12 protein-coding genes are annotated in these 13,411 nt (G+C 37.6%); 3 read left to right on the top strand and 9 right to left on the bottom strand.

From position 1 onward, the window contains the following. Positions 1 to 3: 3 nt before the first annotated feature. The 4 genes from LC418_RS10230 to LC418_RS10215 form a co-directional block, all read right to left on the bottom strand. Positions 4 to 1,149, bottom strand: a complete 1,146-nt coding sequence (locus LC418_RS10230; protein WP_223559015.1) for an efflux RND transporter periplasmic adaptor subunit — start codon at positions 1,147 to 1,149, stop codon at positions 4 to 6. A 239-nt stretch (positions 1,150 to 1,388) separates the two neighbouring features. After that, positions 1,389 to 2,306: a helix-turn-helix domain-containing protein gene (locus LC418_RS10225; protein ID WP_223559014.1), complete on the bottom strand. Its 918-nt coding sequence runs from the start codon at positions 2,304 to 2,306 to the stop codon at positions 1,389 to 1,391. Between the two features lie 91 nt (positions 2,307 to 2,397). Beyond that, complete coding sequence (locus LC418_RS10220; protein WP_223559013.1) at positions 2,398 to 3,192, bottom strand: metallophosphoesterase; 795 nt, start codon at positions 3,190 to 3,192, stop codon at positions 2,398 to 2,400. A 419-nt stretch (positions 3,193 to 3,611) separates the two neighbouring features. Further along, entirely contained in the window at positions 3,612 to 5,000 is a 1,389-nt protein-coding gene (locus LC418_RS10215; protein WP_223559012.1) for an MFS transporter, read from the bottom strand. Positions 5,001 to 5,142: 142 nt separating this feature from the next. On the opposite strand from LC418_RS10215, the gene LC418_RS10210 reads away from it, so the two are divergent. Together LC418_RS10210 and LC418_RS10205 are read left to right on the top strand one after the other, a co-directional pair. Continuing rightward, positions 5,143 to 5,613 carry an Lrp/AsnC family transcriptional regulator gene (locus tag LC418_RS10210; protein WP_223559011.1) on the top strand — a complete coding sequence of 157 codons (471 nt, stop codon included), beginning with the start codon at positions 5,143 to 5,145 and terminating at the stop codon, positions 5,611 to 5,613. 291 nt (positions 5,614 to 5,904) lie between these two features. After that, on the top strand, positions 5,905 to 6,675 hold the full coding sequence (locus tag LC418_RS10205) for a methyltransferase domain-containing protein (RefSeq protein WP_223559010.1): 771 nt from the start codon (positions 5,905 to 5,907) through the stop codon (positions 6,673 to 6,675). A gap of 55 nt (positions 6,676 to 6,730) precedes the next feature. Here LC418_RS10205 and LC418_RS10200 read toward each other — a convergent pair whose 3' ends face one another. Further along, positions 6,731 to 7,246, bottom strand: a complete 516-nt coding sequence (locus tag LC418_RS10200) for a hypothetical protein (protein ID WP_223559009.1) — start codon at positions 7,244 to 7,246, stop codon at positions 6,731 to 6,733. Positions 7,247 to 7,265: 19 nt separating this feature from the next. After that, entirely contained in the window at positions 7,266 to 8,318 is a 1,053-nt protein-coding gene (locus LC418_RS10195) for a hypothetical protein (protein WP_223559008.1), read from the bottom strand. Between the two features lie 535 nt (positions 8,319 to 8,853). Between LC418_RS10195 and LC418_RS10190 the strand changes: the two genes are divergently transcribed. Then, entirely contained in the window at positions 8,854 to 10,032 is a 1,179-nt protein-coding gene (locus LC418_RS10190) for a T9SS type A sorting domain-containing protein (protein WP_223559007.1), read from the top strand. Positions 10,033 to 10,120: 88 nt separating this feature from the next. Here LC418_RS10190 and LC418_RS10185 read toward each other — a convergent pair whose 3' ends face one another. The 3 genes from LC418_RS10185 to LC418_RS10175 are packed head-to-tail and all read right to left on the bottom strand — an operon-like array spanning position 10,121 to position 13,406. Beyond that, positions 10,121 to 10,498 (bottom strand): helix-turn-helix domain-containing protein, encoded by a 378-nt coding sequence (locus LC418_RS10185; RefSeq protein ID WP_223559006.1) that lies wholly within the window; start codon positions 10,496 to 10,498, stop codon positions 10,121 to 10,123. A gap of 50 nt (positions 10,499 to 10,548) precedes the next feature. Further along, the gene (locus LC418_RS10180; protein ID WP_223559005.1) at positions 10,549 to 11,949 is read right to left on the bottom strand and encodes a restriction endonuclease subunit S; all 1,401 of its coding nucleotides are present in this window, start codon (positions 11,947 to 11,949) and stop codon (positions 10,549 to 10,551) included. Beyond that, positions 11,946 to 13,406, bottom strand: coding sequence for a class I SAM-dependent DNA methyltransferase (locus LC418_RS10175; RefSeq protein WP_223559004.1), 1,461 nt, complete (start codon positions 13,404 to 13,406; stop codon positions 11,946 to 11,948). The genes LC418_RS10180 and LC418_RS10175 overlap by 4 nt, the downstream gene beginning before the upstream one ends. Between the last annotated feature and the right edge of the window lie 5 nt (positions 13,407 to 13,411).

The following is a 13,411-nucleotide window of genomic DNA, read 5'->3' as shown; positions in this document are numbered from 1 at the left end:
TTCTTACGATTTTTTCGGTTGAGCATTCTTTTTCTGAGCGACTACGGGCGTTCCCGGCTGCAGTCTGTCGAAACCTGTTACGATGTACTCATCACCGGCTTTTAATCCTTTTGATACGATGAAATTATCTCCGGCCTTTCCAGTGACTTCTACCGGAAGCATCACTGCTTTTCCTCCTTTGATGGAGAATACAAAGATCTTATCCTGAATGGTTCTCGTAGAAGCTACAGGAAGAAGAACTACGTTGCTGTAAAACTGATCCATTACAATTTTCCCGGTATTCCCGCTTCTCAAAAGGTTGTCCGGATTGGTGAATTTTGCTCTTAAAGTGATGGAACCTGTGGTTTTGTTGAACTGTCCTTCCACCGCATCTATTTTTCCGGTCTGTGCATATTTTTCGCCTCCGGAAAGCAGAAGAGAAACTGCCGGTGTGTTTTTGATGATCTCATTGATGTTGCTTCCCGCCTGTTGTTTCTGGAAGCTGTTGAAATCATTTTCACTCATGCTGAAATAGGTATAAACCTCATGAATGTCTGATAAAAGCGTGATCGGCTCCTGATTGGAGGGCGTCATTAAGCTTCCCAGACGGTAATTGAACCTCCCGATAAATCCGCTTACCGGAGCTTTGATCGTAGAGAAATTAAGATTAATCTTTGCGGATTCAATCGCAGATACCGACTGACTTACCGCTCCTCTTGCTGCGTTGTAAGCAGCTTCCGCTTCTTTCACCTGGATATCAGAAACCATTTTGTTTCGTAATAATTCCTTTTTTCTGTCGAGATCAATTTTGGAAGTGGAAAGATTGGCTTGAGCTGTGATCAGGGCTGCCTGAGCACTTTTCATCTGCTCGCGGAAGATCTGGTCTTCTATTTTGAACAGAGGCTGTCCCGCTCTTACATAATCTCCTTCATCTACGAAGATCTTGCTTAAATATCCCGTAACCTGTGGTCTGATCTCTACATTGGAAATTCCTTCCACGGATGCTGCATATTCTCTGGAAACAGAAGCGTCTCCCTGCTTCACTTTTTCTATCGGAAGTTCAGGGGCCTGCTGTTGAAAAGCCTGGTTTTGATTGTTTTTCCTGCACCCCGCCAAGACGATCAGCGAGAGGAAAAGTATAGTTGATTTTTGAATAAAAAATCTCTGCATAACAATATTCCTTTTAAATTTACGGGGCAAAATTCGCCTTAAAAAAATTCAATCGAAATATTCAAAAAACTCCTTGTTTTGTCAAAAAGACTCCTAATTCTTCAAAACATGAGAAATATCATTTAACACCTTAAATAGAATACATAAATAATATAATTCCACTTTTTGTATCAGAAAACAGCAGTAATTTAGCAAAAAGACATCAATTATAAAATTTCCAAAATACAAAACACTGATTGTCAATACAAATCATCTTTTTTGTACTCTAATGGTGATTTCCCAACATGCTTTTTAAAAAATTTGCTGAAAGACGCCTGATCAGAGAACTTCAGCTCCACCGCAACATGATTGACATTGAGGTTCGGATTTCTGAGAAGAAGTCTTGCTTCCACAGCCAATACCTGATGAATAATATCTCTAGGGGATTTGAACATGGTCTTATTGATCACTTTGGTTAGATATTTCCGGCTAATACAGAGTTTGTCGGCATAGAACTGTACATTATGCTCTTCTTTAAAATGTTCCCGAACCAGCGTAAAGAAGCTGGTTGTCAGTTCATCCTCACGATGGGTCACCTGATGGGGTTTTTCAATCTTTTTGAAATAATTGTCGATCTCATAGATCACGAGTGAAAAGTGATGCCAGATCATTTCATTGAAGTAATAATCTTCTTTCTCCGCATTGTTGAGGGCCTTTAGCTCATCAAGGTGGAAATCCAGCCTTCTGTAGAGATCAGGTTCATTTCTGATAATGTGAGTAGGATCTGCTGAAAGGCTTTTCAGGACATCATTCGATTTGTAATTAAATCCGGCATCAGAAATAAATTCCAGGGAAAAGAAGATATATTTTGCTTTGTATTCTTCTGAGATCATATCTACCCAGAATATTTCTGAAAAAGGACAGAAAATGACATCGCCTTCCGATACATCATAGCTTTTGTCATCCAACCTGAAACGGATACTTCCCTGCTGGACCATAAAAATGCAGAAATAGTCTGAACGGTATGGGGTATTGAGCTTGATAAGATAATTAGCCTTATCAATTTCCATGACCACAAATTCCTTTATCCTGAGATCAAACTCTACATCCCGAAGAAGCTCTTCAAAAGTAAATACGGATACAAATTCTGAGGGATTTTCGGTAGACTTTTTAGCCATGAAGAATGAATTAGAGTACGAAATTAGGGTATTTGAGTGAAAGGGGCAAAATCAAAAAAAAGATTAAGCGGATAGAGAAAACTCTTTGATTTTACAATTCAATGATCAATTCTTTTTCATACCCATTATATTTTTCATCGATATAGCCATGCGGGTTGCAGATCACCTCGGTTTTCCCGATGTTGTATCTGCATAGCGTATGGATATGCCCATGAATCCAGTACAGTGGTTGGTGCTCTGTAATGAAATCTTCCAGATTGGAGGCATAAGCGGAAGTCACGGGATCTTCTTTGTACTGTTCCGGAACAGACTGAATGCTGGGCGCGTGATGGGTAACGACAATATTCTTTAAGCCTTTAGAGTTTTCCAGACTTTCTTTTAACCACAGCTTTGAAAACTGATGAATTTTAAAGGTATCAATGGTCCTCATTTTTGAATAGGAAGGATCCCGTCTGATCATTTTATAATCATTCATTATCGGCTGGCAGATCATTCCGTAATGTAAAGGATTTCCGAAAATAGAAAAATCCGTCCATAGTGTGGCTCCGTGAAATCTGATTCCGTCAATATCCACGGATTCATTTTCAAGAACAAATACATTGGATCCTTCAGCTGCCTGTTTTATCTTGTTTAAGGTTTTAGGATAGGAACCTTTATAATATTCATGATTTCCCAGAACATAGATGACAGGCTTATTTCCTATTTTTGATTTGATCCATTCAATTCCTTTGGTCCCAAGATTAACATCTCCGGCCAATATGACAACATCCGCATGATCAAAAAATAAATCAGTCGATCCGAATTCCTGATGAAGGTCGCTGATGATCTGTATTTTCATACTGCTAAAATAAAAAGAACCGGCACAATAATGCCGATCCTTTTTCATATAGTTTGTATATTTTTAATAAAAACTGAACTTATCGGTAATAATATTTATTTAAGTTTATATGTTCTTTTGTCTTGAAACAAAATGAACCAAAAATTCAAGACTGGAATCTTTCGCTAAAAATTAAAACTTGCTTCTAAAATTCCCAAACTCGTGCGGATTCATTGTTACCTCTTCGGTTCAATATTCTTACCGCACTCAGACAGTGGGAATTTTTTAACGAATCAAGTTATAATTTTCTTAACGCTACAGCTTCCTAGGCCATGATACAGGCTAAACTACGAAAGGAAGCAGGTGTATTCAAAATATTTATACTACAGCTTAATCAACAGCAGAGACGTCTTCTTTACTCTCCTCAAAATAGAAAGTAACAATAATTTCTTTGCGTTGAAATCATGGATTTATACATATTTCTCTTTTTATGAAACAGCAATTTCAGTCTGCCTGATTTTTAAACTTTTAAAGATAAAATACAAAAGCATTCCAAGAGCCAGTAAAGCATAACCTACCAGGATGATTAAACTCAAATCTCCAACCGCATATTTTGACGGAAAGATCTGACTCATCAGAGTCATGAACGAAAGGCCGATACCCGCTCCCAGAAAGTAACTGGTAGAACTTAAACTGGATGCCACACCATAATGAGAAGGCTCCACATCCTGAATTCCCATTACAGAAAGTGCCGTAAAACAAAATGTCATTCCTATTCCTGAAATACAGGCTGCTCCCAACAATACTACTGCCAAAGGATGCCCTGTATACACCGCAATCAGTAAGGATAAAGCGCCTGTCAGCATAAAACTCCATCCGAAAACACCCATTTGTGAAGAACTTAATCTCTTGGAAACATGAGGTAAAACAAATTTTGCTGCCAGTGCAGACATGATACTGAACGGTACAAGCATCAACCCTGCTGATGCTGCACTATGTCCCATATCTTTCTGAAGCATTAATGAAATTAGAAAAAGAAATCCTATGAAAAATGCTCCCAGTGTAAAGAAAACTGCATTAGAAACCATCAGCGATCTGTGTTTCAATAACTGTAAATCGATCAAAGGCTGAGCTACAGATTTCAGTCTGATAAATACAGCAGTCAAAAGTAAAACAGCAAGTACCAGAGAACCGATGATCATCATTGGATTTTCTTTGATATGAACCAATTCATGGGTTCCGTAGGTAAGACTCAGCAGGCCTAAAACCAGCAGCATTCCTGAAATGAGATCTGTTTTTTGTCCGGCTTCGTTTTTTTCATCTGCAGGAAGGTACTGATAGGCAAAAATCAGGGTCAATAAAAGAATGGGAACATTGATAAGAAAAACCCAGTGCCAGCTCAGATAAGTACTGATAATTCCTCCTACAGAAAGTCCGCTTCCGGAACCGATCGCAGCAAACGAACTGAAAATCCCGATCGCCCGGTTACGTTCCTGCTCTTCCCTGAAAGTATTCGTCACAATGGATAAAGCGGAAGGCATGATCAAAGCCGCTCCTAGTCCCTGAAGGGCACGGAATACAGCCAAGACTTCAAAGCTTTGCGAAAGTCCCGCTCCCAATGATGTCAGCATAAAAATAAGAGCTCCAATAAGGAATATTTTTTTACGCCCGATCTGGTCCGAAAGTTTTCCACCAATGATCAGGAAACCTCCAAAAAACAGTACATAAAGGGTCTGCAGCCACTGTACAGTCTCCGCCCCAATATGAAACTGCTCCTGAATAGAAGGAATCGTTAAATTAATAATGGCAATATCCAAAGCCTCTACAAAAGTTCCTACTGATGCTAATATTAATATTAAATTTTTCCTTGTACTCATAGATTTAAATTTCCTGCAAAATTAATTTTAAAAGAACATATGTAAAAATTATATAGTAAATTTGGAACAAATTTGTATTTTTATCAAATTTAAAAGAACAAATACATTATCACCATTAATAACAAGCTTAAAAACAGAACAAATGACCGCAGAACATTACATTCCCGATGAAAAGGACCTTTCTATCCTGCGTTTGCTACAGAAGGATGCCAAAATGAGTGTGCGTGATATTTCCGCAAGGATCAATTTAAGCCCCACCCCTACCCATGAACGGATCAAGCGGATGGAAAAGCTTGGCATTATCAGGGAGTATACGGCTGTACTAGACCGTAAAAAGGTAAATAAAGGCATGATGGTGATCTGCATGATTGCCCTGAATGTTCACAATAAAAAAACAGCCGGAAAGTTCATTGAAGAAGTAGGAAAACTGAAAGAAGTTGTAGAGTTTTACAACATCAGCGGGGATTTTGATTTTATGCTGAAGATCCTGGCTCCGAATATGGATGACTTCCATGAGTTTTTTGTCAATAAGCTCTCTGAAATTGAGGGCATCGGGCAGACGAAAAGTATTTTTGTGATGAACAGCATTAAGGAAAGCGCGCAGATTTTATAAAGGATGGAAACGGGAAGATGGGAGATGGAGGCGCTTTCAGTCTGTAAATGGATTCAAGAGCTTTTTAAGATCCTTGTCAAGTTTTAAAACCATGACAAAGACTTTTACCAAATTCATACTAAATTAAAACCTCAAATATTCAATAAAAACGAGATTGATTACCCTTTCTCACTACAGTAACTTCCCGCTTCCATCTTCCCGCTCCCCATCTTTTAAGAATCTTTTAATATTTTAATTTCCTTATTCTATTCAGGAATTGCTAAATTGAAGATTCATTTAAATTCACTGAATATGCCTTGGAATCCTGACGTTTACAATCAATTTAAAAATATCCGTTTTAAGCCGTTTTATGATCTCACCGAGCTGATCACCGATGAAAGTAATATGAAAGCAGTAGATATCGGATGTGGAACAGGTGAGCAGACTGCCATCTTTACGGATAAACTTCAGGGAGCTGTTTTTACTGGAATAGATTCTTCTCCCGAAATGCTTGAAAAATCCAGGACCCTTGAAAATGAACGTCTCCACTTTAAATTATCGACAACTGAAGCTATGCTTGATGCTGATGAAAGCTGGGATCTTATTTTCAGTAACGCTGCCCTGCAATGGTCCGACAACCATCAGGAATTATTTCCGAAGCTGATCTCCAAACTGAATGTGGGTGGTCAACTAGCTGTACAGATGCCTTATCAGCCGGGAAATACCCTGAATAAGATTCTTTTTGAGCTGGCGGATGAAGAGCCGTTTAAATCTCAGCTTAACAGCTGGAACCGCCCTTCTGCCGTCCTGACCATTGATGAATATACACAGATCCTCTTCGATAACGGCATTCAAGATTTGAATCTTTCCCAAAAGGTATATCCTATTATTGCCGAAGATTATGATACCCTATTCAACTTTATTTCAGGATCGGCCTTGATTCCTTACCTGGAAAGACTTGATGAGGAACAGCAAAAAACCTTTACAACAGAGTTCAAACTGCGTATTACGAGGAATTTTCCAAAACTTCCGGCTATTTATGCTTTCAAAAGAATCCTGCTGTATGGGAGAAAAAATAAATAAAAAAAGCCCTGTTTACTTCTAATACAGGGCTTTTTTGAATAGTCTTATCGTATTGCTATTTCCAATAATTCCAGACCGTTCCGTCAAAAACAGCAAACGTTTTACTGGCTGTATCGTAGCATATCATTCCCGGGTACGGATTTTTCACATTGAGATGCGGCGAAGATATTTTGGGAAGAATCATCGCTTTATCTGATGATTCAAGGACCAGCACTCCATCTGCGCTACCTTCCTTATTACCTATCACTACGCCATTTCCGGCCTCATCCGAATCATTAGGTATTACTGATGCAGCATTTCCCACATCACTAAGCGCTTTCCAAGTATTATTTTCGCACACCTTCACTTTGCCATCGGATGTATCAAATACAAATGTTCCGTTTGCCGGACTGCCTGCAGGAATTCCCTGTGTTGCCGGAAGAATAAGCCCTTTTGTATTGGTGGATGTATTATTGAAATCCAGTATGGTGCTTCTTCCGTCAATTGTTTCTTTCCCTATAGCGACCTGAGTGTAAAAAACATTAAAAATCATCAATGTCAGGGCTATACTTATCTTTTTTATAGGTTTCATATTATGTTCAAAATTTAGGTTAATCATTACAGCTTCTTTCAATACATTTCCATTGGGTACCGTTGTACAGTTTAACACAGTTGTCCTGAATATCATAAACAAGCATTCCTTCTTTCGGTTCAGCAACTGCATCTCCTGGCTTAGGAGTCTGGTCTACATGCTGCACTCTGGTGATAACAAAGCCTTTAGTTTTCGATTCTAATGCAAGAAAACCATTAGGAATATTCTCAGGCCAGCTTTTGGTTTTTTGCTGTGTAGTGATTCCCATTTTCGTATAGCCATCAGGGGTTCCCGAAAGTCCGGGTTTTGTACAGTAATTATCTAATTCATGAACAATTTCATCCGCAAAACCACAGGCAAATTTATCATCAGGAAGCCCGGCAGGCCAAAGACCCGGACATGAAGCCTGAGTAGCATTTGGTCCGCAGAAGCTGGCATTTCCGGGAGCAAGCCCTGTTACCGTATCCATTGCAATGGCTATAATCTGGCTGTCATTACTGAGTATGGAGCTTCCCCCTCCATTTACCTGGGCTTTGGCAATACAATAGGCTTTTCCCAAAGGAGCACCAACATAATTTATAAAAGGATAGGTAATGGACTGCTGGCTGAAAGTTCCGCATATTTCCACAACGCTGTATGTTCCCATATCAATGGTTGAAGTAGCTCCGGGAAATGTCCCCCAGAATGAAGGGTCTCCCTGAGAAACCGAACCGGTAAGGGAAAGGTAAGCTTTTGTTCCCAGTTTCACTTTTGAGTTCTTCTGGCTTCCGAAAACTCCTATGATGATTGATCCCTCAGATTTTACACTGGCAGCATCTCTGATCTCAAGGTTACCGTTTACCGTAACACCTTTTACAGTAAGCACTCCTCCAGGTTCAATAATAAGAAGTGTACCCTGTGGGATGGTTATATCATTAGCTAAAGTCAGGTTTCCGGTAAGACAGTAAGTCTGTCCGGGATTCATTGCCTGACCTGTGTAGGCTGTACATTGCGCGTTCGTAATACCGTAAAAAAGAACCATTAACAAGAAAATGAATTTCCCATTAATGGTGCTAAAATTTAAATTATTCATATGACTTTATAATAAATTAATATTTCTCACATAATTTAATGCGTTAAAAATAAAATTTTAGTTAGCCCTCTATTCAACAATTTACATACCAAAATTTTATTCAGAGCCTCATTTGAACTCGAATTATTCCGGTCAAAAACACTTAATTAACGCAATAACAGGAAATTAAACACGTGTTTAAAAAAATAAAATTTATTTTAAAAATTAAATCAGTGTTTGCCAATTCAGATTGATTTCTTTTTAACAGCATTTATAAAAAAGATGACCATCATGATGTATCTCCTGAATTAAAATTTATTGTTTCAAATTTAACTCAGTCACAACTCAGTTATATCCGTATTGAAAAGGCTTTCAAAAGTAATTAGATGACACAAATGAAATGTATAGAAATTAATTATAATGCACAGATTTCCCTTTATTACTGAATTTAAAGCAATAAACAATCCTTAGACATCACATTAAAGTGAGAAAAAACCCATTACAATAATAATATTTCATACTTTAGTGATAACTAAAACCATCAAAATTCAAATTTATGAAAACACCATTATTATCCATGAAAAGTGGCCTGGCAGCAGCTATGCTTTTTTTAGCAGGAATTGCTAATGCCCAGCAATGGCAAATTACCGGAAACGCTGGCATCACATCGGCAAATTATGCAGGCACAGTAGATCCGAGACCTTTTTTCCTGAGAACCAACGGAGCATCTGCCAATCCGGGACAAGCTATCCTTAATGAAGCAGGTTCGTTTATCGTAGACGCCGTGAATAACTCCAATACCGCCAAAGTAAAAGGAAGTATCGTGACGGGAAGCTCCAATATTCTTGGAGGACTGGCCAGCAGTTCTATAGTAAGCGGCTGGGGAAATGATCTCGCCAACGGTGGAGGTGCCAACATCGTGAGCGGACAGGACAATATTGTTCTAAATAATTCAAGCAAGTCTGTGGCATTGGGCTGGAAAAACACTATCAGAAACCATAACCAGTTCGCATTAGGGGTAGGTATCGATCTTAAGGATGTATATTCCGGAGGATTCGGAATTGACCTGGCTGCTACCGGAAACCGTTCTTTCGTGATTGGGTCCGGAACCGGAGGAGTGAAACTGACGAATAATATTCCGCTGTCCATTATGTTTGGCTTATCTCCTACATCAACCATGCTAATCAAGGATCAAAGTGTCGGCATTCTTACACTCGCCCCGACTGCTAATTTCCACACGGTGGGAACGGTAAGGCATGAAAATCTGCCCACAGGAAGCGGCCGCGCCCTGGTTGTAGATGCGAGTGGAAATGTAATGGTTTCGAATACGCCGCTCAACAAAACATCTTCGGCTTCAGATGAAACCATCCAGCAGCTGGAAGACCGCATTAAAAACCTTGAAAATACAGTAGAGGAACTGAAACAGCTTCTATTGAATAAAGGCGTTTCATCAACTGATCTTTCTTCTTCAGATGTTGCTCAACTCGCTCAAAATGTTCCCAATCCCACCAAAAACGGAACGAGCATCAGCTATTATCTTCCGAAAAGTACAAAAACAGCTTCTATTGAAGTATACAACATCACTGGCCAACTGGTGAAATCCCTCCCACTCCGTGAGAAAGGCAACGGAACGATCACCCTATCAGGTTCAGATCTTCAATCCGGCACGTATGTATATACCATGATGGCAGACGGAAAAATGACGGGTTCTAAAAAAATGGTTATCCGGGATTAAATTCTTGATATATTATTTTCAAAAAAACGGCTGAAGAGGATTCTTCAGCTGTTTTTTTGATTCGATCTGTTTTCCGAAGAAAAGAATATTATTTTTTGGATTTAAGGATTTTCACCTCCCGTTTCAGGGAATCTATCTGTTCTTTTAGAATTTTAATATATTCCTGCTGGTTTTCCAGAATATATTCCGGGATATTATTATAGTAATGATTACAATTTATTCCTGATGAACTATCATTAAAAGTTGTATTATCATTATTATTCTGTACAACCGCTGGCTCCCTTTCTTCTTTTATTTCCTCTACTTTAACATCTAATGCTTTGGCCAGCTTTTCCCACTCATCATCATAGATCTTTACGCCGCCACTCTCCTTTCGGGAATAGTTGGAAACGTCTGTTGCCAGGATATTAGACATGTATTCCTGTGTGAAGCCTCTTTGCTTTCGTAGATTTCTTAGCTTTTCCATAGTGGTGGGTGTGTTTCTTGCAAATATAGAGAAAATTGGTGATTGAGATTTTATTTTTTCTTCACCTCACTTTTCAATTTTAGAATTTCTTTTAATAGATCTTTAGCATCTCCATCTGTAGGAAGCTGTGGAACTAATTCTCCTTTGAAAGCTTTATGTAGAATGGCTTGTGGAAGACTATCTATTTTTTCTTTTAGAATTTTGTAGCGTTTTTCTATGACATCTGCCTTTAAGAATAAACTTTCAATTCGAGTAACTATTTCTTGTTGTTCCTCAAAAGGAGGAAGGTTAATAGTCAAACTTCTCACAGAAATTTTATCTATAGATTTCGTTGTAACTCCTCTTACATATTTATTCGTATTTTCTTTTGAAAATTCAGAAATTAAATGATAATAGATATATTTATTATTATATCTATTGTTTATTCTAAGCATAAAAAGATTCATTGCTAATGAAGATGGCATATCTAATTTTGGCATAAAATAGACAGATCCTGCATTACCAATTTTACTTATTAAAATTTCACCCCCATGCAATTTTGATTTAGATAAAAAATTATATGCCTTTTCATTTATATAAATCAATAAATCATTAAAATTATTTTTCTCAAAATTTGTTGATCGAATCATTGCGGCATAACTCTTATCTTCTAATAATGTTACGTTCTCTTTCAATATTTCATAACTTCCATTTGCGTGGTAATCAGTCAAATCTTCTAGCAGATATCCTAAATGAATGAGATTCCAAGATTTAGGAGACTTCATAGGCAATAAACTGTCTGATAAAATTTTTACTTTCTCATCTAAATACATTCTATTCTTAGATATTTTTTTTTCATCTCTCCAACCTACTGTTAGTTCTCCTGTAATTGCTTGCATTAAAACCTGTTTGCGAAAATCCTTAAGTAATTGAGGAATACGTTCCAGTGCTTTTTTCATTACTTCATGTTGTGCAAATAAAGAATCCAACTTTGCTACAATACGTTCTTGTTCTGGTAATGGAGGGAGAGGGAAAGATATTGATTGTAATTTTGGTGCATTAATATTTTTCACCGCAATTCCTACAGCACTATCTGATACAGCTTTCCAATAGAAATTTGATTGTAAAAAATAAGAAATTAGCCTAGGAGTGATTATAGGTTTAAATCTAATTAAATATGAAGCATACAAAACATTGGGCTCAATCTCTTTAACTAAATAACTAAATCCAATTGACCCTGCACGTGAGATTACTATATCATCTTTACATAAAACATAATCTTCAACATTATTAGGCAAATCAATACAAAATGGAACAGAATCCCATTTAACATTTCCTTTGCCTATATCTGTTGTCCTTAGATATTTATATTCTCCAAAATTTTGTGATTTTGTAGTCCATCCATATTGTGGTTTAGTTGTTACAGTTCCTAGAGTTGTTTCAATCCAATTTTTTGGCAATTCTGTAATCATTTCAGTTCTTTAATCAAGTTTTCCAGTTCGGTTTGTATTAGTAAAAGCTCCTTTAAAGCATCATTGGCAATATCTAATGGTTCGCCTATATCCGAGGACTTAGTTAAACTATCATCTGCAATCAATCCTAAATCCAAAGAATCATTTTTCTTTGCAATTTCTTCACGGGAAATACATTGCCAACGTTCGTCTTTTATTTGCTTTCTTTTTTCTTCATCTATGGCTCCTTCATATTGTTTTACTACATTTTCTGCAGTTAATCCACCTGTGTAAGCTGTGATAAAATTATCAAAAGCTTTTTCTGTAAAAGGTGTTCTTTTTCCAAAGTTGGGCATATTGGTTCTCATATCATAGAACCATACATTTTTGGTATTGCCTTCTCCTTTTTTTCCTCTTGTAAAGAAAAGCACATTGGTCTTCACTCCGGCAGCATAGAAAATACCAGTTGGTAAACGTAGAATAGTATGAAGATTACATTTCTCCATTAGATCTTTTCGGATGCGTTGTCCATCACCATCTTCAAATAAGACATTATCCGGTAAAACTACCGCTGCACGTCCTGTTCCATCAGTAATAAGGCTTCTGTAAATATGCTGTAAGAAATTAAGCTGTTTGTTGCTTGAGATATATTTTAAATCTGTTCTGGTAGGCTTTTCTCCTCCTTTTTTAGTCCCAAATGGAGGATTGGCTAAGACACCATTAAAACCTTTTAGGTTTTCACCTAAACTTGTTAAAGTATCTCCTAATAGAATCTCACTTTCCATGCCATGAAGACGAGCATTCATAAGGGCTAAACGATGGGCATCAGCAACTAACTCTACTCCGGAGAAAGCATTTTCTTCCTGAAACTTGATTTTATCAGCGGGTAATGTATAGCGATAATCATATTTTTCTTTTAAATAATGATCCGCAGAAATCATAAAACCAAAAGTTCCACAGGCAGGATCATTCCATTTTTCGCCTAATTTTGGAGCCATTAACTTTACCATTACATTAATCAAAGGACGCGGAGTAAAATACTGTCCTGCACCGCTTTTTTTCTCCCCTGCATTTTTCTCCAAAAGACTTTCATAGATATCTCCCATGACATCACGGTCGGACTCTTCATACCAGTCAAGCTTATCAATGGCCTGAACCAATGTATTAAAGTTTACCGGTTTGGTTAGAGTGGTAGAAGCATTGGTATAGATATCTTTAATAGACACGCTTGTTGTTTCTTTACTTACCGTTGCCAAAAACTTTCTGTACAAATCAAATGCTTTCACATTATCTGTTTCTTCTACAAATTGTTTCCATCTGTATTCTTCAGGAATCTGATCTGCAAAACCTTTTACTTCGGATAATTTAAGAAAAAGAATAAAAGTAAGTTCGTTAAGATATTGGTGGTATGTTACGCCGTCATCGCGCAACACATTACATAAGTTCCAAAGTTTATTGGCTATTTCCTGTGCGCTCATTATAC

The sequence above is a fragment of the Chryseobacterium lathyri genome (assembly GCF_019970085.1).
GTDB classification, from domain to species: Bacteria; Bacteroidota; Bacteroidia; order Flavobacteriales; family Weeksellaceae; genus Chryseobacterium; species Chryseobacterium lathyri.
The sequence above is the reverse complement of the archived record's forward strand: the minus strand, read 5'-3'. Positions and strand labels throughout refer to the sequence as shown.

Excerpts from the sequence above, each read along its gene's own strand:
- LC418_RS10180 (WP_223559005.1), bottom strand. The coding sequence starts at position 11,949 with ATGATTACAGAATTGCCAAAAAATTGGATTGAAACAACTCTAGGAACT.
- LC418_RS10205 (WP_223559010.1), top strand. The coding sequence starts at position 5,905 with ATGCCTTGGAATCCTGACGTTTACAATCAATTTAAAAATATCCGTTTT.
- LC418_RS10185 (WP_223559006.1), bottom strand. The coding sequence starts at position 10,498 with ATGGAAAAGCTAAGAAATCTACGAAAGCAAAGAGGCTTCACACAGGAA.
- LC418_RS10200 (WP_223559009.1), bottom strand. The coding sequence starts at position 7,246 with ATGAAACCTATAAAAAAGATAAGTATAGCCCTGACATTGATGATTTTT.
- LC418_RS10190 (WP_223559007.1), top strand. The coding sequence starts at position 8,854 with ATGAAAACACCATTATTATCCATGAAAAGTGGCCTGGCAGCAGCTATG.
- LC418_RS10225 (WP_223559014.1), bottom strand. The coding sequence starts at position 2,306 with ATGGCTAAAAAGTCTACCGAAAATCCCTCAGAATTTGTATCCGTATTT.
- LC418_RS10175 (WP_223559004.1), bottom strand. The coding sequence starts at position 13,406 with ATGAGCGCACAGGAAATAGCCAATAAACTTTGGAACTTATGTAATGTG.
- LC418_RS10210 (WP_223559011.1), top strand. The coding sequence starts at position 5,143 with ATGACCGCAGAACATTACATTCCCGATGAAAAGGACCTTTCTATCCTG.
- LC418_RS10230 (WP_223559015.1), bottom strand. The coding sequence starts at position 1,149 with ATGCAGAGATTTTTTATTCAAAAATCAACTATACTTTTCCTCTCGCTG.
- LC418_RS10195 (WP_223559008.1), bottom strand. The coding sequence starts at position 8,318 with ATGAATAATTTAAATTTTAGCACCATTAATGGGAAATTCATTTTCTTG.
- LC418_RS10220 (WP_223559013.1), bottom strand. The coding sequence starts at position 3,192 with ATGAAAAAGGATCGGCATTATTGTGCCGGTTCTTTTTATTTTAGCAGT.
- LC418_RS10215 (WP_223559012.1), bottom strand. The coding sequence starts at position 5,000 with ATGAGTACAAGGAAAAATTTAATATTAATATTAGCATCAGTAGGAACT.